Source organism: Enterococcus sp. HY326, from assembly GCF_026157065.1.
Classification (GTDB): Bacteria; Bacillota; Bacilli; order Lactobacillales; family Enterococcaceae; genus HY326.
Map to the genome: position 1 here is coordinate 444,277 of NZ_JANLGQ010000001.1, position 24,722 is coordinate 468,998.

The 24,722-nt window shown below is 41.2% G+C and carries 23 protein-coding genes; 4 read left to right on the top strand and 19 right to left on the bottom strand.

What is annotated here, in order from left to right; all coding sequences use genetic code 11:
- Positions 1–11: 11 nt before the first annotated feature.
- The 6 genes from ORH16_RS02165 to ORH16_RS02190 form a co-directional block, all read right to left on the bottom strand.
- Positions 12–833, bottom strand: coding sequence for a WxL domain-containing protein (locus tag ORH16_RS02165; protein ID WP_265455817.1), 822 nt, complete (start codon positions 831–833; stop codon positions 12–14).
- Positions 834–920: 87 nt separating this feature from the next.
- The gene (locus tag ORH16_RS02170; RefSeq protein ID WP_265455819.1) at positions 921–1,724 is read right to left on the bottom strand and encodes a WxL domain-containing protein; all 804 of its coding nucleotides are present in this window, start codon (positions 1,722–1,724) and stop codon (positions 921–923) included.
- 29 nt (positions 1,725–1,753) lie between these two features.
- Complete coding sequence (locus ORH16_RS02175; protein WP_265455821.1) at positions 1,754–2,464, bottom strand: WxL domain-containing protein; 711 nt, start codon at positions 2,462–2,464, stop codon at positions 1,754–1,756.
- A complete protein-coding gene (locus tag ORH16_RS02180) occupies positions 2,464–2,718 on the bottom strand; it encodes an LPXTG cell wall anchor domain-containing protein (protein ID WP_265455823.1) in 255 nt (84 codons plus the stop codon). The genes ORH16_RS02175 and ORH16_RS02180 overlap by 1 nt, the downstream gene beginning before the upstream one ends.
- Positions 2,719–2,731: 13 nt before the next feature.
- Complete coding sequence (locus tag ORH16_RS02185; protein ID WP_322597284.1) at positions 2,732–6,670, bottom strand: pectate lyase-like adhesive domain-containing protein; 3,939 nt, start codon at positions 6,668–6,670, stop codon at positions 2,732–2,734.
- A gap of 34 nt (positions 6,671–6,704) precedes the next feature.
- Positions 6,705–7,469: a winged helix-turn-helix domain-containing protein gene (locus ORH16_RS02190; protein WP_265455827.1), complete on the bottom strand. Its 765-nt coding sequence runs from the start codon at positions 7,467–7,469 to the stop codon at positions 6,705–6,707.
- A gap of 1,179 nt (positions 7,470–8,648) precedes the next feature.
- On the opposite strand from ORH16_RS02190, the gene ORH16_RS02195 reads away from it, so the two are divergent.
- Complete coding sequence (locus tag ORH16_RS02195) at positions 8,649–10,175, top strand: helix-turn-helix domain-containing protein (RefSeq protein ID WP_265455828.1); 1,527 nt, start codon at positions 8,649–8,651, stop codon at positions 10,173–10,175.
- Between the two features lie 99 nt (positions 10,176–10,274).
- On the opposite strand, the gene lepB is transcribed toward ORH16_RS02195, so the two are convergent.
- The 7 genes from lepB to ORH16_RS02230 form a co-directional block, all read right to left on the bottom strand.
- Positions 10,275–11,198, bottom strand: coding sequence for a signal peptidase I (lepB, locus tag ORH16_RS02200; RefSeq protein ID WP_265455829.1), 924 nt, complete (start codon positions 11,196–11,198; stop codon positions 10,275–10,277).
- A 285-nt stretch (positions 11,199–11,483) separates the two neighbouring features.
- Positions 11,484–12,095: a hypothetical protein gene (locus ORH16_RS02205; RefSeq protein WP_265455830.1), complete on the bottom strand. Its 612-nt coding sequence runs from the start codon at positions 12,093–12,095 to the stop codon at positions 11,484–11,486.
- Between the two features lie 54 nt (positions 12,096–12,149).
- Positions 12,150–12,890 (bottom strand): HAD family hydrolase, encoded by a 741-nt coding sequence (locus tag ORH16_RS02210; RefSeq protein ID WP_265455832.1) that lies wholly within the window; start codon positions 12,888–12,890, stop codon positions 12,150–12,152.
- Positions 12,891–13,003: 113 nt separating this feature from the next.
- Positions 13,004–13,543, bottom strand: a complete 540-nt coding sequence (locus ORH16_RS02215) for a cysteine hydrolase family protein (protein ID WP_265455834.1) — start codon at positions 13,541–13,543, stop codon at positions 13,004–13,006.
- Positions 13,544–13,597: 54 nt separating this feature from the next.
- Positions 13,598–14,290: a 5'-methylthioadenosine/adenosylhomocysteine nucleosidase gene (locus ORH16_RS02220; protein ID WP_265455836.1), complete on the bottom strand. Its 693-nt coding sequence runs from the start codon at positions 14,288–14,290 to the stop codon at positions 13,598–13,600.
- Between the two features lie 50 nt (positions 14,291–14,340).
- Positions 14,341–14,658, bottom strand: a complete 318-nt coding sequence (gene macP, locus ORH16_RS02225; RefSeq protein WP_265455838.1) for a cell wall synthase accessory phosphoprotein MacP — start codon at positions 14,656–14,658, stop codon at positions 14,341–14,343.
- Between the two features lie 24 nt (positions 14,659–14,682).
- Positions 14,683–15,255: an NUDIX domain-containing protein gene (locus tag ORH16_RS02230; protein WP_265455839.1), complete on the bottom strand. Its 573-nt coding sequence runs from the start codon at positions 15,253–15,255 to the stop codon at positions 14,683–14,685.
- Between the two features lie 261 nt (positions 15,256–15,516).
- Between ORH16_RS02230 and ORH16_RS02235 the strand changes: the two genes are divergently transcribed.
- The gene (locus ORH16_RS02235) at positions 15,517–16,161 is read left to right on the top strand and encodes a 5-bromo-4-chloroindolyl phosphate hydrolysis family protein (protein WP_265456653.1); all 645 of its coding nucleotides are present in this window, start codon (positions 15,517–15,519) and stop codon (positions 16,159–16,161) included.
- A gap of 120 nt (positions 16,162–16,281) precedes the next feature.
- The gene (locus ORH16_RS02240) at positions 16,282–17,472 is read left to right on the top strand and encodes a toxic anion resistance protein (RefSeq protein ID WP_265455841.1); all 1,191 of its coding nucleotides are present in this window, start codon (positions 16,282–16,284) and stop codon (positions 17,470–17,472) included.
- A gap of 68 nt (positions 17,473–17,540) precedes the next feature.
- Here ORH16_RS02240 and ORH16_RS02245 read toward each other — a convergent pair whose 3' ends face one another.
- Together ORH16_RS02245 and ORH16_RS02250 are read right to left on the bottom strand one after the other, a co-directional pair.
- Positions 17,541–18,821, bottom strand: coding sequence for a hypothetical protein (locus ORH16_RS02245; RefSeq protein ID WP_265455843.1), 1,281 nt, complete (start codon positions 18,819–18,821; stop codon positions 17,541–17,543).
- Complete coding sequence (locus ORH16_RS02250) at positions 18,822–19,307, bottom strand: RNA polymerase sigma factor (protein WP_265455845.1); 486 nt, start codon at positions 19,305–19,307, stop codon at positions 18,822–18,824.
- A gap of 134 nt (positions 19,308–19,441) precedes the next feature.
- Here ORH16_RS02250 and ORH16_RS02255 point away from each other — a divergent pair, with 134 nt between their 5' ends.
- Positions 19,442–19,927 carry a cupin domain-containing protein gene (locus ORH16_RS02255; RefSeq protein ID WP_265455847.1) on the top strand — a complete coding sequence of 162 codons (486 nt, stop codon included), beginning with the start codon at positions 19,442–19,444 and terminating at the stop codon, positions 19,925–19,927.
- Between the two features lie 93 nt (positions 19,928–20,020).
- Here the strand turns inward: ORH16_RS02255 and ORH16_RS02260 are convergent, their stop codons facing one another.
- The 4 genes from ORH16_RS02260 to sapS all read right to left on the bottom strand — a co-directional run bounded on the left by ORH16_RS02260 (position 20,021) and on the right by sapS (position 24,695).
- Positions 20,021–21,412 (bottom strand): amino acid permease, encoded by a 1,392-nt coding sequence (locus ORH16_RS02260; protein WP_265455849.1) that lies wholly within the window; start codon positions 21,410–21,412, stop codon positions 20,021–20,023.
- 16 nt (positions 21,413–21,428) lie between these two features.
- A complete protein-coding gene (locus ORH16_RS02265) occupies positions 21,429–22,292 on the bottom strand; it encodes a GRP family sugar transporter (RefSeq protein WP_265455851.1) in 864 nt (287 codons plus the stop codon).
- Positions 22,293–22,406: 114 nt separating this feature from the next.
- Positions 22,407–23,555 carry a glycerate kinase gene (locus tag ORH16_RS02270; RefSeq protein WP_265455853.1) on the bottom strand — a complete coding sequence of 383 codons (1,149 nt, stop codon included), beginning with the start codon at positions 23,553–23,555 and terminating at the stop codon, positions 22,407–22,409.
- Positions 23,556–23,666: 111 nt separating this feature from the next.
- Positions 23,667–24,695 (bottom strand): two-component system sensor histidine kinase SapS, encoded by a 1,029-nt coding sequence (sapS, locus tag ORH16_RS02275; protein ID WP_265455855.1) that lies wholly within the window; start codon positions 24,693–24,695, stop codon positions 23,667–23,669.
- Positions 24,696–24,722 lie beyond the last annotated feature (27 nt).

The window sequence follows — 24,722 nt, forward strand, 5'->3', positions numbered from 1 at the left end:
TTTCCCCTTTTTTATAATGCGTCTGCTAATGTCCATGTGAAGGTTGCTGTGTATTCTTCAGCGTAGGCCACATCTGTTCCTGGAACAAATAGTTTCAAGCCTTCATTGTCTGCGCCTGTAACAGCATATGGATTTGTAGCTGTCGTGTCATTTGGATTGTACTGTGACGTACTTGAAAAAACTAAACTAGAGTCAGAACCGTTTGTGTTAGCGCCTGTCATGATAGTTAAATCTTCTCCCAAAGTAGCTGAGACAGTTGTGTAACCTGTTGAACCAATTGTTAAAGCTGTTGCCGTTGCTGTTGAACTCGTGTTAGCTTTTAATGAGTTATAAGCCGTTGCTGCGTAAATTTGTACGCGAGTGTTTGCTAAGTCTGGTGCTGTACTTGCTGTATCAGATGGTGAAAAAGCAGTCGTTTGTTGTAATGATAAGGTCCAGCTGTTGGTTGCTTGGGCCGTTTCATCTCTGACTTGGGCAAAGACAGGAATGTTGGTGCTTGTTCCACCGTCAACGGTTCCAGTATTCCAAAGTGAATTGTAATATTTATCCTTTGTGCTGACGTCTTGTGTACCAAAATGTAATGTCGGCACAGATTCAATTCTCAATGGTCCATTTGTATGACTGTTTTCACCAGGATCTGGTGTAACTGTATTGCCGCCATCTTTATCGTCTGGAGCAGTTGGATTGCCCCCTTCTGTACCGCTATCGGCGCCTTTAAAAGTAACGTCGCCTTCTGTCGTTGTCTTGCCAACTTCTGCAGCTGCAGCTGGTAAGGCAAAGCTAACTGCCATCAATAAAGCAGCTGAAGCAGTAACCCAATGTTTGATCTTCATTTTTCTTCCTCCGTTTGATTTATTGTTAGACAGGAGAGCTAAACTTCCTGTGTTACCTAGAAATTTAGCCGCCCTGATTAACGCCGATTAAAGCGTGTCGTTAATTGCCCAGTTCAAAGTGGTTTCATATTTACCATTCGAAATAACTTGGTTAGCTGGGATAAACAATTTAACTCCTGGATTAGTTTCATCCGTATTTTTGTTTGCATAAGTTCCTAAAAGAACGTTATAGCTACCTGCCCCGCTACCAGAAGGTGCACTAACTAAAGTTGTTGCTGAGCTAGTCAAATCTGTATAAGCAGTTGTTCCTGTATTAGCTAAAGTGATTGCTGATGTGCTGAAGCCTTCAGTGTTAGTCACAAACATGTTTTGGATGGAAAAGACCACGTTTAATTGGTCAGCACTATTTGCTGCATTGGTTAATTTTTGATTGTTAGAAACAGTCACATTCCAACCTTGTGTGCCCCCACGCAAATCACGCACTACAAAGAAACTTGGACGAGTGTGAGTGACTGTAGTATTAGCACCACTTGCATCTTGTTCTGTCACTGTTTGGTATTTAGCGTAGTAAGTGTTACCTGCACTGCTATAGCTAATCGTGTGGCTACCAAAATCAAAATCTGGCACATAAGCTAAACGCAAAGCACCGGTTGTTGAACCGCCATCGCCGCCGCCAGGGTTACCTGGGTCAACTGGTTTTTCACTACCGCCATCGCCATCGCCGGGGTCACCAGGTTCAGTGGTGCCGCCACCGCCGCCACTAGTATCTGCATTGAATTCAACAAAACCATTTGTTGTTGTACTACCTGCTGCTGCAGCTGAGGCATTCACGCCACCAGCTAATGTCAAAAGACTCACTACAGCAAGCCCGCCTAAAACTTTTTTCTTCATGTAAATCTCCCCTTAACTTTTCTAAACTCTTATAAAGCTGCTTCAAAATTCCAAGTTAAACTTGTCGAATAGCTGCCCGCTTGAATTTTATCCGTATTTGGAATGAATAAGCTGACACTTTGAGCTGCCTCTGAAACAGACCTACCAAAGGTAATAATCCAAAAACCGGCCGTTTTTCCTTCGGCATCTTTAGCAATCGTGGCACTTTCTTGGGTGTCAGCAGCAATGGTCACTTGCTGTCCTAAAGTAATCGCCTCTTCGCTAAAGCCTCCCGTAGAATTGGCTTGGATATTTTTGAAGGTCATCGTAGCACCCGCAATTTTATTGCCGCTTTGACTAGCAAGCGACTGGCTAAACTTGGCTGTTAAATGCCAGCCATTTTTGCTGCCGCTGCGGTCTAAAACTTCTACAAAATTCGGTACTTCATTGGTTGTGCCATCTACTCGAGTGACCGTTGGATTTTTGGCATAATAAGTCGCATCACCTGAGGCAATTTCATGACTACCGAATTGAAAATCGCTGGCATAAATAATGCTGTAATCGCCGCTGGTTGCTGCTTTGTCAGTTTGAATCGGCAAATCTGGAAAGAGCGGATCAACAGCTGTCACATTGTCAGTTGCTCCAGTCGTAAATTCGATAAATCCGTCAGTCGTTGTTTCATTAGTAGCCGGTGCTGGTGTGGCTGCCACTAAAAATGGCAGTCCCGCAGTTAGAGAAAGCACTAGATATCTTTTTTTCATCATGCACTCCTCCTCTTCCACCAGCGGTACAAGACAAAGGCAACCAAAGCTATTCCAATCAAAAATAATAATGATAAGGTGACTTCTCCAGTATTCGGCAATTTACCACCGGTGCCTGGCAATACTTTTCCAGGAGAGGTAAAAGTAATGCCGATATTGCTGTCCATACTTGTGGCGCTGGCAGTTAGCGGCAATTGGAAAATGCCACAAAAGATTGTTGCCAAAGCCATTAATTTAGCAAACCGCTTTTTCATTTACACTCCCCCTTTAATAAGTATCGTTCAAGCCCCATTGAATTGTTCCTTGATAATCACCGGTTGTTGTCGTGCCAGTTGGTAATAGTAACCGTAGGCCAATTGCGCCACTAGCCGACCAATTAATCGCTGTCGTCACCGGTACAGTACCTTCAGAAGGATTCGTCTGGGTGAAAATCGTTGTATCATTCGTGCTATCAATCGCTATTGGACTGCCAGAAGCCCCTTGATAATACAAAATATTTTTCAAGGTATTGGTGCCATTGGTAAAGTCGCTGGACATTTTGGCCGTGATACTCCAATTGCCACCTTGTGCGGTCGTTCCCGCTGCACGGGTATCGACAATCCCCATATCAAAATCATCCTCTGGTAAAACCGTCTGATCGATAAAGGAGATGCGAGTATCTTCAAATTTCAAGGCAGATGTCACATCACCAAATTTCAAGACTCCTTGGAAGGCAAACGTTGCTGTTAAATCCGTAAAATTAATGGTCCCCGCCTGCCAATTTTCGTCGGCTAACTGATAATAACCGGTGGCAATAATCGCTTGGATAAAACTCACCAAATCTGCATCGTCGCTAATGGTCAGAGATGTGTCATCCTCTGGTACAGTAGCTGTGTAGGTTGTTGCTTGATTTGGTACTAAATCTGCATTAATTGTCGCGCCCGCTTCATTAACCATCGAAATCACGATGTCTTTGGAATAATTTTTAACCGTTAACGTCGTTGCATAGGTGGTTGTATTCCCAGCCGGGTCTGTCAAATTAATTCCGACAGCGTATTCTCCTTTTGTTAAGGTGCCAGTCGCATTGGTCAACCAAGTGTATGCATCCGCATTAGTAGTTGCCTGGTCAAAACTAATCGTTATGTCAGTCGGCAAGGTTAATGTTGGATTCGTATCTGCTATCGAAGCTGAATCGACAAAGGCTGACGCTGCAATAGGTACATCATTGTAAGTGGTTTGCGCTGAAACTGTTCCAGTCGGTGGCGTCTTGTCTAGGACGGTTACCGTTTTTTCTTCTGATTTCAAATTGCTAAAAGCATAGACATGAATCACATTCTCCGCAGTGAAGGTTTTATCAATGCCCAACGTCGTCAAATCAACAGACCAATCTCCGTTTGAGTCAGCGATAGTCGTATAATTTGCTCTAGTTGTAGCTGGCATTGTCGTATCTTCAACCGGAGAAGCAACATTATCAGCAGTCCCATTAGCTTTCGCTGACGTGGTACCATTTAAGGCTTCTTCCCACACTCTGATATACGTTCCTGGAAGTGCATAACCGCTCACCGTATGAGAATCAGCACTAGTCGGATTATCATTTGGTTCATTGTGAATAGCTACGCTAGGATCTAAAATCCGTGTAAATAAGACCCGCTGCTGTCCTCTAGTTGTAAAGTTAGCTTTAAAACTATTTAACGTTGCCGTTGTCATTGAGTTGGCTGCGGTAATCGTTGGTGTAATCCCAGAATAAGATAAATTCATACTGGACATTGGCTCATAGCCATAAGTGTAGCCGCCATCACCTGTTGTGCCGCTGGCTTTATTACCAAAGGCCCACTGATAAACATTTTGAACAGAAACACCTAAGTTACCACCAGAATAAATTAATCCATTGTTTGTAGCAGTGGCTGACGTCATAGTTGCCGTTCTTTGCAAATTAACTCTCTTTGCATCAGTAAATTGGAAAGTGGATCCAGAGCCTGACATATACAACAAATATTGTGAAGTTGAAGTACTGTCACTCTGGACATCAAATGAGCCACCGGACGCAATAACAAATGACACATTATTATTTCCATATAGTAGACTCGTTGCAGAGGCTCCCATATTCGTTCCTTTTATTGAAAAGTTACCGGAAACATTTATCGACCCGCCATATAGATAAACTGGATTATATTGCAAGGTACCATTCGTTGAGCCGCTATAATTATCGACAACCACATTTAAATTCGCGTCTTCTGCCACTGTTAGTTTGGCAGTCGATGAATATAGCTGTAGAGCCGCTCCATAAGTTCCACTATGGTTGGTTAAATTAACCGTTGAACTCTTGCCAACTGTTACTGCACCCCGAATATCTAAGTTAACGGCATATCCTTCAGTGGTATTAATCTCAGAACCACGAATTATATCGACTGTTGCATTTTCACCAACCGTAAAATTACCACCATTATTTACTGTAATAACATTCGTTCCCCGTGACTCGATGTGAACATTAGCGTTGTCTTCAATGGTGACGTTAGATACATTCAGGTTTTGTTGATACTGGTTATTCAATGCCCAAGTCCGAATGGAAGTACCATCTTTTTTCTTTGATGTCCAATTATTTTGTTGGGTCATTGAAACAGTGTTCTTCATAACAACATTTGCATTTGTAGACTCTAAAAATTGATTTCCAATACCTACATAATTGTCAAAACGCATCGTTCCACCATTTGCACCATTACTGAAAATCATCGTGCCGTAATAATTTCCATGATAGACATTCATATTGCTATAAGTTAGGTCCCAATTGACACTGCCATAATTATTGTAAGCAGTAAAATCAAAACAGATAGCACCAAAATCAATCGTATAGCCTTGCCCATCAATGGCAACTGTTCTGGCATTTCCTTGTAGATAGAAATACACATGCGTTTCACCACCGCTAGTATTCCCGTATGAGGTTGCATTAGAAACATTTGCTGCCGCCTTTGTATACGGTGAATAGATATAGTAGTTTGAAGAGTACGTGGTAGTGGAAGCAATTAAATCACTAGTCAAACGGACGTTACTAACAGAAAAATCATTAATCGCAATCGAATATCCTAAGAAATCAGAAACTAATCTCGTATTTGTTGTTGAAGTTTTATCATACGAAATCGCCGCATTCGTTCTTGGCGCTCCTGTCAATCCTTCTGCCGCAACTTCTGCTCCCGTATGGGATGTGAGACTAAACGGTCCAGAATAATTTGAAGAGACAAAATTGATATTCGCAAATGACAAATTCCAATAGCCAGCTATTGTCCCTGAAGATCCGGAAACATAACTAGAGGAATTCAAAAAGCCAATTGCTAAATTACCAAAATCAAAGGTATAACCATTACCATTAATGGCTAATTTTCGAGCGACACCATTTTTGCTAACATACAAGTAACTATTTTGCGCAGAATCAAGATTAATCGAATCAACACTGAACAAGCTACTGTAATTGGCTAGTGTCCCTGATAAACTAATATCATTTGCCAAATTAATCTGGCTAACAGAAGGTGTAGCCAACGCAGTCACAAACTCTTGCCAATTTGTCACATTGGTTCCTGTGTCTGCCAAAACTGATGCGGATCTAAGTCTGCTAGTGCTTTCTTCATCACTTTCTGTACTTTCTTCTGAAGCTTGTCCGTCTACCTTCGCCTCACCTACCTCAACAGTCACCGCTTCTGAACTTTCAGTCAAATTAGCATCTTTGACCTGCAGTTGATAGCTGCCAGCTGCCGTAGCTGTTAAACGAACGCCGACTTCTGTTGCTGAGGCATCAACGGAAATTTTCAGCTCACGGCTGTCTTCATCAAAGGAAAATTCTGGCAATGCCCCGGTGTAATCAGTTCCAGTCTGCCAATCATTTTGAATGGTTTGATCAAAACTGATACCTTCTGGTAAAACCATCGTATATTCCCGCTTAATGGAAACCTCGCTTGAGCTGGTTTCTGTTAAAACCTGAGATTGATCAACATACGGAAGGTCGGTATTTTCAGTGGTTACAATCTCACTGATTGACCGCTGATCGCTAATTTTTACTGTAAATTGCTCATCGGCAGCTAACTCCTCAGAATCAAACTCAGTCGTTAAAGATAATGACTGCTCTTGGGCAAAAATCCCACTAATTCCAAAGGCTAATTGATAGCCGATGACGGAGACAATTGACATTAGCGCCAGCAATTTGACTAACAGAAAAGCTTTCTTATTTTTATTCTTCATTTCATTCACTCTTCCCTCCTTTTAAAACACAGCATTAGGGAAATATTTCCAAATAGTTGCTGCCGCTATTTGGTGCTGCTTGATTGTTTTGGCTTAAATACCCCAACATTTCATCGGAAATCCGATAGCCTTTTTTCCAATGAGTTTCAATACAACCGCTAGGAAATCCGGCTGCATGGATTTTTAGGCGAATCCGGCTCACTAATTGGGATAGCTGGGCTAAATGTGATTCGGTCGGACCGCTTTGCCATAGACGAGCGGCGACTTCCTTCCGTGTCAGAAACTGACCTTTTTCTTGATACAGCAATTTGAAAAGTTTTCGTTCACGACTAGAAAGACTGTCTTGGATGGCCTCGATTGACGTTTCAAGAGTCGCCCCTTGAGACAAATCATTCTGTCCATTAATTCCTGACAGCTCCGGCGAGCAACGCTGTGCCTTTAAGGTTTCAGACAAGGCTTCCCGCAATTCCTTTAAAGAACTGTCAGGTTTTAGCCAAGCATCAACGCCTCTTTCTTGCCAATAACGTGTCGTTTCTTCTGAAGGAACCTCAGAATCAATCCGAAAAATTACTTTTCCAGCAACTTCCCGATGAGCCAACGCAGCACTTAATGTTTCATCTGCAATTGATTCACTGAAGAAAACTAAATTGACGAGATTTAAAAAACGAAAATCATTTTGATAGAGGATTTGATGTAAGATATCGGTCGAACACAGCACCTCGTAACCCAAAGTCGTCAAATTTTCCCGCAATTCTTGGTTGATCATGTAATTTTGCGTCAAAATTATTATTTGTTTCACTCGTTAACGCCACCTGTTCTGTAATTTATTGGTGAGACTGTGACATTTGTCTATTCAACAGATGAAATCCCGAACTATCTTGCATATGTCGCTGTGGTCTAGGAGTTCCGCAGGACAGAAAAAGCTGTGCTTCAACAGTCCAGTCGGTCCTTATTTCAAATTGACAATATTTTGTAGTTCTTATTAGATACGGTTCGTAAATTTCGGTTCTGTCTTAACTAATGGCATAGCCTCAGAATTTCTATTGTGAGCGTGATGGGTGTGCAAAAGTCATGATAAAAAATTGAAAAACGGGAAATTAAACAAATAGTTTTCATTAGTCGCTGCCGAAAAAAGTTTTTAGCCAGCAAATTAATGCTCTTTTTGAGGAACACCTCGCTTTTCCTATTTTAAATAGGAGGTTGTGTCTAAAAATTGAAACAGAAGCAAACTTCGTGAGTAATATGCAGCAAGCAAAGTGGAATACTGCAGCTGTAGGACGATAAATTATCGCATCCTTGAAGTATTCCTCTAATCGCAAAGTTTTATCTGTAATAATTCTGACGACACAGCCTATAATCCAACAACTCCCCTCCTTTCAAGTCAAAAAATAATTATGTAAAAATTCAGCTTTTTTTATTCATTTAATTTCGAAAGTAAATACGTTTTTTTGAAATTTCATGAAAATAGAAATTAAACTCTTTTTTAGCTACTTAAACTTTGCGGCATTTCTTATTTCGCTCAAAATAAAAAAACTAATATCAGAAAAAAATTGTTAACTTTATGCACAAACTAAAAAATCCCATCCCTTATTTTTTAATTTTATTAACTTCTTCCGTCTATTTTTATTCTAATTGAATTTTTTCTGAATTTTTTTCATAAAAGGGCAGATTAGCTGACCTTAAATGGAAGAAATAAGGTGCCTTACCTAACTTATTATGGAAAGTAGCTGAAAATTTACTAATTATCTACGAGAAATTCTTTAAAAATGAGGATTTGGCATTTTCTTCTAACAAATAATAAGCAGTCGCCAACTTTATTTTAAGGAGAGCAGAAAATTGATAAATTTTTTGTCAACTTATAGCCATTCCACCAATTGAATGGCTAGTCTTTTTACGGAGGGAGGGGTAGACTATCCTACTGAGTACTTTTACTAAAAGCAGTCAGGTAATCAAAAAATTCTTTTTGGGAGGGATTCCAATGGAGTTAACGCAAATTTTAAAGGTGCGTGACTTTGAGTTGATGCGCTTATTGGAATATTTGGAGCAGCAGGATGGTGCTGTGAAGAAAAAGGATGTCTGTGAGGCCCTAAATATTTCAACTAAGAGCTTGCGCAACTTGATTCAGATGATTCAAGAGGATTTCAATGGCGATATTATCTGTGTCAATCAATTGCAGGAACTGCAGGTTCTTTATCAGCCTGACTCTTCTTTTTTAGCCTTAAAACAAAAAATTTTCCAACATTCCGTCAGCCATCAAATTTTACTGGCGATGCTGCTGGATCCTAAACTGACGATTGAAAAATTAAATCAGCAGCTTTTTTTGAGCACCTCCAGTATTAACCGACGCTTGACGAAGCTTAGAGGCTTGTTAGCAGACTATAAATTATCCTTAAAGCATTTGAAAATTGTCGGACCGGAGTTACAAATTCGCTTATTCTATCTGGCTTATCTTGAAGAAATTTATAGTCCGACAGCCACGATTTTCCCATATAACCAGCAGGTCGTGAATTTTCGCCAAGGGATTGCGGAATTATCTGAACGCCAGGATAAAATGAAATTAAGCACCTACAATCAATATCGTTTGGAGTTAATTTTATATATCTCCTATTACCGTTCCTTTTTCCAACAAAAAGAGGAACAGGATTATCAAGAGATTGTTGACTTGCCTTATCCAGAGCACTCGCCTTATTTACGGAAAATTTTATTGGCAAATAAGGATAAGTTTCCAGCGAAATTGATGACGCAGCACGAATTGGGCTTGCTCTTGCAGTTTACTTTTTGCCTACCGCTAGTTTCCCATGATGGGCGACTGTATCAAAAATTTGTCCGTCATCAATCCCATAAAGACACCTTGATTTATCAGGTCTACCAATATTCTTTAAAGATATTGGCACCACTTTTTCAAACAGTGACAGACGTTGAGTACCGCAAACGGCTCCATAATATGCTCTTTAGCATTCTCAATACGGGGCTTTTATTTTCCAGTAAACTGACGGTACAAAACAATATCGAAGGGACACTAGAGGATATCCAAGATAACGGAGCTTTGCCACTGATGAAGTTTTTAACCGTCAGCATTCACCAAATTAATCAATTTGTTGCCAGTAAAGGGCTCCATCCGATTAATTTGCTGTATTTACGGGAAAAATTGGGGATTCTAATTTTCCAAGCGGACATGTATACCAATACTCAAATTAATGTTGGCTTATTTTTTGGCAGAGACATTTATTACGCCCAAGTAATCTTCAACTTTTTGAAAAAACGCTTGAAAATAAATCCAGGATTGCAGTTTTATAATTTATTACAAGAGGAGCACTCCTGTGATTATCTTGTTACGAATGATGCCCTCTTTGCAGAGGAAAATCGCCATAAATTTAAAGATAGCTTTATCATTGATATTCAAAACACCATGCCAGATACTGAAAAAATCTGCGAATGGCTCTATGAAATCTTGATTGAAGAGCATAATAAGCGCTACTTAGCACTAGGTTATGGTGAGATGTAAATTGAGACAAAAAAAGACTGAGATTCAGATACGATTTAGAAAAGTCCTCCACAAGTTAACCTGTGGAGGACTTTTCTGATGTGTAGAATCTCAGTCTTATTATTCGATTTTCCCAAAGCGGTCAAAGGGGAATAAAATCCATTCCACTTTGCCGACAATGTTGTCAGCAGGAACTAGACCAAATTGGCGGCTGTCGACAGCCATCGTGCGGTTATCGCCTAAAACTAAATAGTAATTGGCTGGGATAATCTCCGCAGCGTTGCTATTAGCTAAACTTGGTGTCGCTTCAATAATCTCACTCATCGTGAAATTATTTTCCGGCGCTAGATAAAAACTACTGTTCACGTCTTCGTAGAAATCCTCTGTTACCCACTGATTGTCAACGTAGAGCCGACCATTTTCGTAGCGGACGGTTTCTCCCGGCAGCCCAATCACCCGCTTCATACCAATCTGTGAGGTATCTTCTGGACTTTGCAAAAGGACAATATCAAAGCGCTCTAGGCCTAAGCTGTTCGTCTCCTCTGTTTCATCAGCGGTTAGTTTGCGGTAGATAATCGACTCTTGATTATTCAAAGTCGGATTCATATCATCACCGGCGATTTCACCACGGCCAAAGAAAATCATAAAGATAATTGAACCAGCAATCAAAACCAAAAAGAACAGAGTAGAGAAAATCGATAAAATAATTTTCCACCAGCTGCGGCGTTTTTTTCGAGGAGCTAGTCGCTGTTTGTTAGTTTTTCTTGGTTTTTTCTTAATATTTTGGTCTCTAGCTGATTTTTTAGCGTTGGGTTTTTTAGGTTTTTTTGAAGACTGCGGTTCAACAGCGGTTGAAGTTGGCCGTTTTTTGGGTTTAGCCGTTACAGGTCTGCCTGATTGGCTGCTGGTCTTATTTCCGGAACCTTTTTTTGAATTCGGTTTTTTCTTTTTTGAAGCATTTGGCTTTTGACCCGCTTTTTTTTCTTTAGGCTCAGCCTTGTTAGCAGCTGGGCGCTTTTTTTTCGTTGATTGATTTTCAGACATCCATTTGCCGCCTTTTCTATCTGCATAGATTTATTCTTACTCTCATTATGCCCTAGATGAAGGAAAATTGGCAAGCCCACCTTAAAGTTCAAAACAGCCACCTTTGCTGGAATCTATAATATAGCAGAGGGTTTAAACCAAAAAAGTTTCTTATTTATTGCTTTTTGAAAATTGATACGAAAAATTTAGCTATTACTTAATAAAAAATCGGCCTCAAAAGTTAGTAGAGTTGTCTAACTTTTGAGGCCGCTGCAATTTATTTTGATTTTCTTACCCAAAAGCTAACTAGTCCTTCAGCATCGCTTCATACTGATAAGGCTGCAGGTTTAAGCTTTTTTTGAATTGCTCAGTCAGCTGTTTGAAATTTTGATAGAGCTGTTTTTCAAGAGTTGTTTCTTGAATTTCAGTGTGAATTTTTGCTAACAATTCCTGCCGTTGGCTGACACGGGATAAAACATGTATCACCATCAAATTGGCAGCATATTCGCTTAAATAATTATCATATAACAACACTTGAATCGGCAAACCCTGCTTGACCACTTCGCCAAGGGTTTGTTTCATGCCAGCTAAAACTGGCGCTGTCGCTTTTTCATCCACCGTAAAATGATCCAGCTCCTCCAGTAAAAATTGTTCGCTGACCTCATCATATTGACCATCTTTTATTCGTTGCACAAAACGGTTAATTAAAATCACGCCACCATTCATAACGCTCAAAAGTTCTTTACTGACATAATCCAGCTGCGCTTCGGCGCTTGGATATTTTTCAGGAATTGCCTGCGTATCTTTGGCAATCGCCTGAGCTAAAGGCTGCATAATTTCCGGGCGGGTATAGATTTCTTCTGCATATTGGGTGGCTAAATTTTCGCCAATTACTTCTAATTCATCAACTGCGTTCATCTTCTGAACCCCTTTCATTTCGATAATTATAAGTTACTTTGGCATTTTTTACGACTATTTGTGCTTTAGCGATTCCTTCGCTAATAATTCTTTGATAAGAGGCAGCAAGTCTGCGACATCTGTCAGAGTAAAATCGGCTGAAACCTCTTGAGTTGCCGCTTGCCGCCGGCGGTGATTGAGCCAAATCACCCGCCAACCAGCAGCCTTGGCGCCGATGACATCATTATCAAATGAATCGCCGATGTAAATCGTTTCAGCAGCTCGAATGTTTAATTTCGCTTCGGCGTATATGAAAATCCGCCGGTCAGGCTTGGCCAGTTTGACTTCACCGGAAATGAAACAATTTTTTGCCGGAATATAGCGAGTCAGTTTCAGCTGTTTTATTTTAGCCTGTTGCCGTTCACTGGGGCCATTGGTAATTACCCCCATGGTCAACTGCCGATCTTTGCCCAATTGTAAGACTTGGCGAATTGTCGGTGCTAATTGGATATGCTGTAAAAATTGGCTGTAGCTTTGTTCAAAGGCCAACGCCTGCTTTTCAGAAATCGACTGCTGAATTGCAGCCATTGTTTCTGTGATGCGATAGACCCGCATCTCCCAGAGACCTAGTCGACCTTTTTCAAAGTCTTCAAAGACGACATCACTAAAATGTCGATGCAGCTTATACAATTCTTCTAAGCTGGCATTATCCGTTTGCGCTGCCAATGCTGGAAAATTTTTCTCAAAGGCCAAACGAAAAGGGTCCAGCTGGTCGTAGGCTGTATCATCAATATCAAAAACTAAATTTAAGCTCATCTAAACATCCTTCTATTGTGAAATAGATAGAGACTGCGTCATTTCTAATAGCCCCACAATCTTTTTTTTGCGGGAGCTATTATTTATGCTGCAGTCTCTATTTTTTATTTTTATTAAACTAAGTCTGCTCCAAGCGTTCCTTTGAAATGTTTCAATGCCCACTCATGGCCAACCGGATCAAAACTAGCCACAGCATCTTGATGAATCACAAGCTGATAGCCTAAATTATAGGCATCAACTGCCGTATGGAGCACGCAAATATCTGTGCAAACACCAACTAAATGCAACTCGGTAATCCCCCGCTCCCGCAGGCGAATATCCAAGTCGGTTCCGCTAAAAGCCGAGTAGTGACGCTTGTCTGTCCAATAAATTTTATCTTGCTGCTCATTATAAAGCTCCTGCAATCGACCGAACAGTTCCCGTCCCTTGGTACCAGCTAGGTTATGGGGTGGAAATAATTTCATCTCAGGATGGTAGGAATCACCGATATCATGTCGGTCGACCGCCATCACCACAAAATCACCTTGAGCGATAAAATCTTCGGTTACTTTAACAAGTGCCGGTTCTATCGCTTGTCCCGCCACTCCGGTGGTCAAAGCGCCATCGTCAGCAACAAAATCATAGGTATAATCAATGACTACTAAACCCTTCATAAAAAATCCTCCTAATTATAAGTCTAATAAAATTTAACAATCAAGTGAATGCCTTTAGACAATCGTGTGGACAAATTTTAGGACCATTTCCGCCGAGCGCTTACCGGCCTCTAAAATAAACTCATCAAAGCTTTGCGTGGCTGCTTGGTCGGCCGTATCAGAAATCGCCCGCAGCACTAAAAAGGGAATCTTAAATTGAGCGGCCGCTTGAGCAATCGCCGCCCCCTCCATCTCACAGGCTAGCGCATCAGGAAAGTCAGCTAAAATCTGTTCAATTTTAGCAGTATCATCGATAAAACTATCCCCCGTCACAATCAGACCTGTTTTGACATTTAGCTGAGTCGCATTAGCAGCCTTCGTCATTTCTTCTATTAAATACTTGCTAGCTTCATAATATAAAGGCATCCCCGGCAACTGTCCTTTTTGATAACCAAAGCCGGTGACATCAACATCATAATAGGCAACTTTATCTGAAATCACTAGGTCGCCAACGGCAAGGCCCTGACCGATGCCACCAGCCGAACCGGAATTAATCACCATATTGACGCCGTATTGCTGAATCAATAAAACGGTGGTGACCGCCGCCAGCACCTTGCCGATGCCCGAGCGGACCACAATTACTTCATGCTGACCAATTGAGCCGGAAATAAACAAGGCTCCGCCTCTTTCCCATGAAATCGGCCGTTCAATATTTTCTCGCAATACTTTAATTTCTTCTTCCATCGCACAGATAATTCCTATTTTCATCGTGACTCTCCTATCTCTTATAAATCGTTTTTTTCAACTAAATAGTCAACCTAAACCAAAAAGACAAAGGCCATAACAATCACCAATAAAATAAAGACGATGACAATCGCTTTATTTAAAAAATGATTGCGTTCACGGGATTTGGCTTTCTCACCGCTGCGGGTTTTCGTGATGGGTTGATTTTTTTTGCTTTCCTTGCGGTAAAACTTTTTAATCTGCTTTTCTTCCCGCTGATATTCTTTAGCCGCCGTTTTGCGAACCTGCTGCTGTTGTTGTTGCGCGGCCTGCTGACGTGCTTCGGCCGCCTGTTGTTCTAACTCCCGCCGCTTGCGCAGTTCACTGCGGGTAATAAGTGGTTCTTTGGCCACAGCCAGACCTCCTTCATTGATAGTTTAAGCGTGCTGCTTTTTTAATAATTGCAGTTCATAATAAGTGACCGCATAAATCGTTTTGGCGTCATAGATGGCGCCGCTTTTTACAGCGGCTTTTAACTCTGCTAGCGTCATCGCCACTAATTCAATCACTTCATCTTCATCTTGGGGTAGTGGATTTTCTACTTTAACCAAGTCTTCTGCTAAATAGATATGTAAGACTTCATTCGCAAAGCCTGGCGACAAAGCCATTTCCGCTAACTTTTGCCAACTGTGGGCCCGAAAACCAGTTTCCTCTTCCAATTCCCTTTTAGCCGTCTCATCGGGATGACGACCTTCATCCTTCTCAATTTTTCCAGCTGGAATTTCCAGCATAATCCGTTCTAAGGGCTTACGGAACTGGCGCACTAAGAGCATGCGACCATCTTCTAAAATGGGAATCACGGCAACACCGCCGGGATGGAACACCAGCTCCCGTTTTGCAGTATCCCCGTTGGGTACCTTGACTGTATCTAAGTATAAATCAATAATCGCTCCGTGATAAATTTCTTTTCGTTCCAGCGTCTTTTCTTCAAAATCCTGATAGTTTAACACAAGCTGTCACCTGTCCTTTTCAAATCTTTTCTTATTGACCATAGTTTACCACAGAAAATTGTTATAAATTTCCTAAATACCAAAAATCAACCTTTAGACTGATACTATTTCTTAAGCTATCTATGCTAAAATATAATCATTAAAGGGAATCATTGCCATGAATTTCTCATGACAATTATGTGAAATAAAAGATGATTTACGATTCCCACAGGCAGAATAAAGGAGGGGATTCTATTGAAAAAATTTGGAACTTTCAGGCTCATTCTAATATTAATCGTCTTTGTGCCACTAGTGGCTATCTTCCAAGATGAATTGTTAGGACTCATCTTTTCCGGTGTCTTAGTCTTAGCTGTTTTATACTGGATTGGTACCCGGATTGGCAATAAAGGAAAACGAAAACCAGAGGAAATGCCCATCATGACCAAGGAAAAAGAAGATCGCTATGAACAATTAGGCATGACCACTAGCGAAATCGAATTGTTCCGGTCAACGATGAACGTTGCCAAAGGACAAATTGATCGGGTTCAAAGAAACACCGCCCAGTCGTCGAAATTAAAAGCCATTGATTTGCGTCATGACACGGTTAAAGCCGCCAAAGCTCTATTTAAAGAATTGGTGAAGGAACCAACACGCCTGCATGATGCCAGTCATTTCCTTTATACCCATTTGCCAAACATGGCAGATTTGACTGACAAGTATTTGGAAATCAATCAGCATGAAGTCAAAAGTAAAGAGGCCTTTGCAAAACTTGAAGAAAGTGCCCAAGTGATTGATCAACTGTCGCTGTTAATCGTTCAGGACTATCAACAATTTGTCGCTGATGATTTAGAAGAGCTAGATGTTGAAATTTCCATTGCAAAACAAAGTCTAAACAGGGATAATAAGTTGAAGAGCGAGTTAAAGTAGACCTGCTGAAATAATTAAGCTAGCTTTTCGAAGCTAGCTTTTTCTTTCAATCAGGCTTGATTTTCAAAAGCAACCTGCACCAACTTAAATATAAATTGAAGAAACACGGAGGAAAATGATATGGCAGATGACAAGTTACCAACATCGCAACCGACAAATACCCTAGAGGATTTATTAAACAATCCTTTTTCAGCGCCGGTGGTCAATGAATTGACCGACCATCAAAAACAAGAAATCAACATGCTGCAGGAGCAAAAAATTGCTCCCCGCTTAATTGATAAATTATCACCGGAGTATCAGCATCAGGCTCAAGAATTAGCCAATAAAATTGATGTCAATGATTCACAGGCGGTCATCACTTATGGCTCAGCAGCGCAAACCAAATTAGGCGAGTTTTCTGAATCGATGCTCAACCACGTTCAAGCCAATGATATTGGCCCCGTTGGCGATTCCTTAACTGAATTAATGTATCGCTTAAATGAAGCTAATCCAGATGAATTACGGGCTGGCGAGGGCAATTTTTTCCAAAAAATGTTTGGCAAGGTGAAGCAATCAATTTATGAAGTGACCGCCAAATATCAAAAAATTGGCGCGCAAATTGATAAGATTGCCGTCAAATTAAACAAAGAAAAAGATGGCTTAATCAAAGATAATCTGATGTTAGAACAGCTTTATACTAAAAACAAAGATTATTTTGATGCCTTAAACATCTATATTGCTGCTGGCGAATTAAAAATGGAGGAATTGCAGACCAAAACAATTCCTGAAGCGATGGCCAAAGCCAATGAAACCGGCGACCAGATGGATGTCCAAATTGCCAATGACTACAGTCAATTTTTAGACCGTTTAGACAAACGGACACATGACTTGCGGATTGCTCGGGAAATTACCATCCAACAGGCACCACAAATCCGCCTGATTCAAAATACCAATCAGGCATTGGCGGAAAAAATCCAAGCTTCGATTAATACGGCAATTCCTTTATGGAAAAACCAAGTGGTCATTGCCCTGACCCTTTTACGCCAAAAAGATGCGGTTACGGCGCAACGTCAGGTCTCTGAAACGACCAATGAACTCTTGAAGAAAAATTCAGAGATGCTAAAAATTTCCGCTATCGAAACCGCCAAAGAAAACGAGCGGGGCATCGTCGATATCGAAACGCTGCAAAAAACCCAAAACGATTTGGTGGAAACCATCCAAGAAACCTTACGTATTCAACAAGAAGGCAAGCTGAAACGCCGCAATGCCGAAACCGAACTTGTTCAAATGGAAGAAGATTTGAAACAAAAATTAATGGAATTGACTCAGTAAGACATAAAATCCCCCGCAAGTTCATTGAAGAGCTTGCGGGGGATTTTTAATTTTTTCCCTATATAATCTTAATAGCGGAACATTAAAACATCCACTAAATTCGCTGTATAGAAATTATCACCATTGACAAAGTCAGCATACAAGTCCTTTGGTAGAGCAATCAACAGATTATCAAATTTCAAATCACCTGTTTCAACCGCTTCAATCAAGTTATCATAATAGGCCTTATCACTGGCTGCCTGGTCAAAATCTTCTCCATATAAGTCTGTATAGGTTTCAGGATCTTTAAAAATATACGTATCCAGACTGTCCTCTTGATGATCGACTAAATACTGGAGATTGGAACTGAGATATTGTCGCAATTCTTCTTCCGTTTGATGTGCGCCAAACTGTCCATTCAGCCGAAGTAATTTAGGATAGTCCTCCTCCAGCTTATTTTGATATTCCGAATCGTAAATTTGACTTTGAACATAAAGGTTCCCCACAGTCTCGACTGTTGACTGAGGTCGGCCAAAACGAACACCCACGTTAAAAGAAGACGGCATATATTCACCACTATTAACACTAGGCTCGACAATCTTGCCGGAATAAAACGTAATTTCCGGGTAATTTTTAATCAATTCTGAAACTGCTGCCCAGCTTTGATCCTTTGGTCTGACTTCTAATTTGACCCAAGCTGAATCCGGCAAATCCGCAATTCTTGAAGCCAAATCATCTGCTCCGGAAAATTCAGTGTCCCCTGTTAAATTTACCTCGGCTAAAACACTGCCGTAATAATTAGCATCACTACTGCCATAATTTGTTTCGTCCTGCAATTGATTACGGTTCAAAGTATACATTCTAGGAGAATAAGACTGATTAAAGTCATCGATAAAACTTTGTGAAATTTGATAAGTCCCTGCCCCACTATGGCGAGCATATGTCGATATTAACCGATTTTCAGAAACATTCACTTGATTTAAGACCCGCTGATATACTTCAAAATCGCTCGGTTGATAACGCTCATAAGAAGAACCTTCAACTTGTCCTTCCGTCGGATTATAATAATAGCTATCAATCGCCTTTGGGACTAAATACACGCCGCCACCAACTATCAGCGAAACCACAACGATGACTAGTGCCACCATCTTCAGATAGCGACGGCGGATTTTTTTCTTGACATCTTTTTCCTGTTGAACCTGCTCCTGTTGATTTTTTTCATAGTCTTCTAGGGCCGCCAGTTCCTCTTTTTCTAGCAAATCATCAAAAAGACTCGCAGCATCCGCCATTTCCTGCTCAAACGCTTGGGCTTCTTCTGGTGACATTTGATAATTCCGATATTTTTCTAAACGCTCCCGATAATCTTTCATTTATAATCGCTCCTTTAACTGTTTTCTCCCACGATGCAACAAGACTTTGACATTATTTGGCTTGAGCTGCAAAAATTCAGCGATCGTCTGAATCGGCATCTCCAAAAAGTAATAAGCCAACAAAATTTCTTGATAAGGTTTTTTTAACTGCTGAATTTTTTGAAAAAGGGCTTCTCGTTCATCAGACTGAATAAATTCCTCCAAGAGGTCAGCTGTGGTTTCTTGATATTCCTTTTTTAAATACTTAACTAATTTTTTCTTGTTTTTTTCCTTGCGCTGGCCGTCATAAAAATAGTTGCGCATCACTCGAAACAGCCAGCCGCGATAATTATCACTGCTTAAGGAATCATAAATCAATAGGAAGCGGTAAAAAGCTTCCTGCACTAAATCCTCCGCTTCAAAGCGGGAATGTGTCAATGAAATCCCATAAAGCAGCAGAGCCGGATACTCCTTTTCAAAGAGCTCCTCAATCCACCTTTCACCCATTTACTCCCCCCTTATCCCTTATTTTCCCCTTTTCACAGTAACAACGTTTGAGTTGCCAGATGGTTACAAAATTTTGCGATTATTTTAAAAAAATCTGTACATGGTATAATTATAGCGAATATGGGAGGGCAAACATGAATTTTTCAGCAGATTATCAAAAAAGCTCCACAGCCATTACTGTTCAAAAAGAAAATGGCACTTTAGTAGATTATTATTTACGGCAAAATTTTGAAATCCACTTTAATACTTTGCCAAAAAAGTTGACGCAAGAATGGCACGCCCATCAATATTTGCAGGAAATTGTTTTCGTCCTAACAGGTGGTCTAACCGTTGAAATTTTTGAAAGGAATCAGTCAGTAAGAAGGATTGAACTGGCTGCTCATGATTTAATTACGATGAATAATAGCTTGCATCGACTGATAAATCCCTTCGAGGAGGCCTGCCAGTTTATTGTCTTTCGTTTTATTCCTGAACCAACTGACTACGGCAGAGATATTACCAAAGATAAGCTGTGGTTTTCTGATGAGGAAGTCGCCCAACTAAGTCAGCCCAGCTTTAAGCTTGAGGAACTTCAAGAATCCGAAAAGAAGAACTATCTAAAAACTCTTTTTCAACACTAAAAAAACTCAAAAATCAATTGGACTGGATGATTCCCAAAAGTTAGCTTTTGGGTCGCTTCATTTTTACTGCCTTTGATTTTTGAGTTTTAAATTTTATTCGTTTTCTTTTTGTTCTAAAACTAAAACGCTATGTTGATAGCCATAGCCAAAATAGATGATTAAGCCGATGACGATGGCAATGCCGTAGACAATCCAAGTAATTGCTTGAAAACGCAGCATCAATACAATTGAAAAAATAATGGACAGTATCGGTAAAATCGGACCGAATGGGACTTTAAATTCACCGGGTTTGGCAGGTCCAATGACTTTATTTAGGCGTAAAATACCAAAAGCCATTAACAATAAATGACTCAAAGCAGCGATATTCGTTAGCTCTGCCAAAATAGACAAAGGAAAAATTCCTGCAAAAAACATCGCCACTACGCCAGCGGCAATGGTCGCATTTTTCGGTGTCCGGTGCTTTGAATCAATCAGCCCCATTTTTTTCGGCAGCAGACCGTCTTTACTGATAGCAAACAGCAGTCGTGCCAGTGAGTACATCATTGCAATCGTCACCGATAGCAACGTTAAAATGGCCCCCACCGAAATTATTGATCCCACCACTCCGTGACCGACATAGCGCATCGCAAAGGCTACTGGATCTTGGACGCCCAATTCAGTAAACGGTACAATTCCTGTTAAAATCAATGTCACAATAATATAGAGAACTGTCGCAATCGCAATTGACCCGATAATTCCCCGGGGAATATCTTTTTGCGGATTTTTAACTTCTTCGGCGGCCATTGCCACCGCATCAAAACCTAGAAAAGCAAAAAAGACTAGAGCTGCGCCGTCAATTACACCAGAAACGCCCATCGGCATAAAGGGCACCCAGTTTTCTGGTTTCACAAAGAAAACACCTAAAATTATAAATAAAGCAATAATTGCAAATTTTACATAAACCATTAAATTATTCAAACGCAGAGCTTTTTTGGCCTCCAAAGAAACCCACCAGGTGACAAAAATCAAAACTAAGACAGCGATTAAATCGACATAAGTTCCATTTTGCGAATTATAGGCACCGCTTAAAAATTGCGGCAGCTGAATATCCAGACTGGTCAAAAAGCCCCGCACATAACCGGACCAACCAGAAGCCACTGAGGAGACTGCCAGCATAAATTCTAAAATCAAAAACCAGCCGGCTAACCATGCGATAAATTCTCCAAAGACGATATACATATAAGCGTACGGACCGCCCAACGCCGGCACCCGTGAAGCGAATTCCGCAAAACATAAACCAGACAACACTACTACAACGGCCGCCAATAGAAAGGATAAACTTAAAGCGGGTCCAGCATAGGCTTGGGCCGCTTCACCGGTGACAACAAATATTCCGGTCCCGATGATGGCACCGATTCCCAAGAAGATTAAGTCTTTGGTCTTTAATTCTTTTTTCATGCCACTAGTACCTGTGGGCATGATTGCTTTTTTTCTAAATAAATCCATCTCTACATTTTTCTCCTTACGCCCGCATATAGCCTAATAAAATTCCGCCAGCGATGATTGACAAGCAGCCAAAGATTACAAACAGCAGCTCTTTTTTAGTTTTACGTTCATGCAAAATAAAAATTCCACCTAATGTCGAAATAATGATTCCCATTTGCGACAAGGAAAACGAAACCGCTAGTCCTAAAGTTTGGACCGTCACTAGCAAACAAACATTTCCCAAGCCCCACATTAGGCCGCTAATCATATTTTTCCAGACGTATTGATTAAGCGTTAGCTTTTTGGCGGCAAAGGAAAGTGCGCCGATATTCATCCCGATACTCATCGGTAAAATAATCGCCAAGGCATCCAAGTCGGCCCAAGTAACGATAATTGTGTACGCACCATAGCCAAGAGTCGAATAAACCAATGCCCGCAAGCCTTTGCCAAAATCTAACATTTTATCAGGCGTCCGTGGTTGGCTTTGATCATCTTGGCGAGCAGTCAAGTACGCACCTAAAACTAATAAAATCAAGGCGGCAATGCCCAGTACAAAATCTTTTGTACGGGTCCATTCATGAAATAAAACAGCGCCGGCAATCGTATTTAGCACCAATTGCATACCAGTTGACATCGGCAGACCGACTGAAACACCTAAATGCTTCATCGCATGAAACTGACCGTTCTGTCCGGCCGACCAACAAATGCCGACCACAACACCGATGAGAATTGTCCACCAGGTTAAAACCGGCCGCACAATAATAAAAACGACTGACGCAAACAGCAGCGCCCCTAAAGTCATCCCCAATGTCTGCTGATTGGCTGTGCCGCCGATTTTACCGCTGACTAAACCAACACTTCCCCACATCACCATCGGTACTAACGCAATTAAAAAATCCATTTTCTTTCCTTTCAAAAAAGCCGCCGTCCTTTTGAAAACGACGGCTGTCTGCTTTTACTCACTTTGGCAGTTTACCAGATAGCGGGAGGTGGGACAAGGGGTTTTCCTGAAACCCTAAGAATCCCGTTGAATGTCGCTAAACAAATAGCTGCGAATCGCTGTTTCACCTGCAGCCGCCAGATTCTCTGACACTGAGTCAAGCGCCTCAATTAAAGTCTGGGGCCGATGAATCGCAGCAATAACTAAATCTATGCCCATTGGGTAAACTCCCGAAATATCCCCTTGATAACTGCCGACAATCGCGACGACTGGAAGCTGGAATTTTTTTGCTAAACGGGCGACACCCAGCGGCGCTTTGCCTTCAAGAGACTGACTATCCAACCGGCCTTCACCAGTTATCACAAAGGCAGCATCCCTGATTGCTTCTTCAAAATTTAGCAAATCTAAAATTTCTGTGATGCCTTGAATGACCTTGGCCCCTGCAAAAGCTAACAAGCCTGCTCCTAAACCACCAGCTGCACCGCTGCCGGGTATATCAACAACTTTTAAACCTGTTGTTTGGAAAATTAATTGACCATAACTTTCTAACCAATGATCGACTTTAGCTATGTCATCTTTCTGAAGGCCTTTTTGCGGACCATACACTGCGGTTGCGCCATTTGCACCAGTCAAAGGATTAGCCACATCTGCCAAAATTTTAATCGTTGTCTTTTCGATAGCCGGATGAAGTCCGCTACTATCAATTTGTGCTAGACTTTCCAAGCCTTTTGCTCCCGGCAAAATTTCGTTTCCTACCGCATCTTTAAAGGAAACACCTAAAGCTTGGGCCATCCCAACACCTCCATCATTGGTGCCGCTGCCACCTAAACCTAAATAAATAGTTTTCGCACCGGCCTCAATTGCCGCCAACATCAATTCTCCCACGCCATAAGTGCTGGCCTGAAAGACATCATCACTCTGGGGATTAATCAAAGCCAAGCCACTTGCCTCTGCCATTTCGATTACAGCTTGCTGATTGGGCAGTAAGCCATAACGGGCCGTCACTTTTTTGCCTAATGGCCCCGTCACAACGGCTTCTTGAAATTGACCATGCATCCCTTGGACCAAGGCTGCCACAGTTCCTTCCCCGCCATCGGCGATCGGGATTTCTTGAATTTCAAGCTGCTGATTAACCCGTCGAATTCCTTGAGCAACCCAAAAAGCTACTTGACTGCTCGTACCGCTTCCCTTAAATGAATCCATCGCAATAATAATTTTTTTCATTTGTCTGACCTCCAAAATAAAAAACTTATGACGCAAACCTGCTTCAACGAAAAAAATCATGCTGACTCCCTTTCGTTGAAGAAAAAATTGCTTGTGTCATAAGTTTCGCAACTACCGCTCCTCCTGATAATACCGCAGCTTGGGAAAAGCTAGCGTCATGGTGGTGCCTTGACCAACTGTCGATTGCACCGATAGTTTTACGTTTAGTTTTTCTGCTAAGTTATAGGCCAAGTACAAGCCTAATCCTGTTGAATGTTGTTCACTTCGGCGGCCATTTTCACCGGTGAAGCCCTTATCAAAAATTCGTTTCACATCTTCACTGGGAATTCCAATGCCGTTGTCTTTGACAGATAATTGAATGCCGTCAGGGGTATTTTCCATTAAAATCTGAACTTCGCCGTTGACTGGCGTATATTTTATTGCGTTAGACAGTAGCTGCCGAAAAATGTAGCTGAGCCATTTGGCATCTGTCAGCACTTGATAATCTTCCCCGAGAATTTCCAATTTCAAATTCTTTTGGATAAAATGATTAACTTGACTGCGGACCACCGGCTGAACTATTTCTTTTAAGGAATACTCTTGAATCAGGTAATCCTTAGAAAATGTATCTAAGCGGGCGTAATACAGCACTTGTTCAACGTATTCATCAATTTGGGCAATTTCATCTTCTAAGAGCAAGTATTTTTCATCGGAAATATCATCTTCAATGCTACGGAGAATCAAGCCGGCAGCTGCCAGCGGCACTTTGATTTCGTGTACCCACGAATCGATATAATCCTTTTGATCCTGCTGCTTTTCCACCAAGTCCTGCATCGTCTGCTGATGTTCCACTAGCAGGTGGTTGATATAATTTTCGACTAAAATTTCTTCATTGTTTTGACCGTCATCAAAAAATTCCTGCAGCACATCTTCAGCCTCCTCAGTCATTTGGAGACGCCGCCACCAGTGTCGGCGAGCTAAATAATAGCCCCCCAGAAAAATCAGTAATAAAAAGCCCTCTAATAACGCCAGATAACCAATGATTGACCAATCAACATACAGACTGGGGGTCAGCCACATTAAAAAAATCGTCAAGACGACAAACAGCAGCCAGCCGATGATAATCAGCCAGCGGTCCTTGAGATATTGCCAAAAACTCATTTGATTCCCGCCTCTTTCATCTGTTGC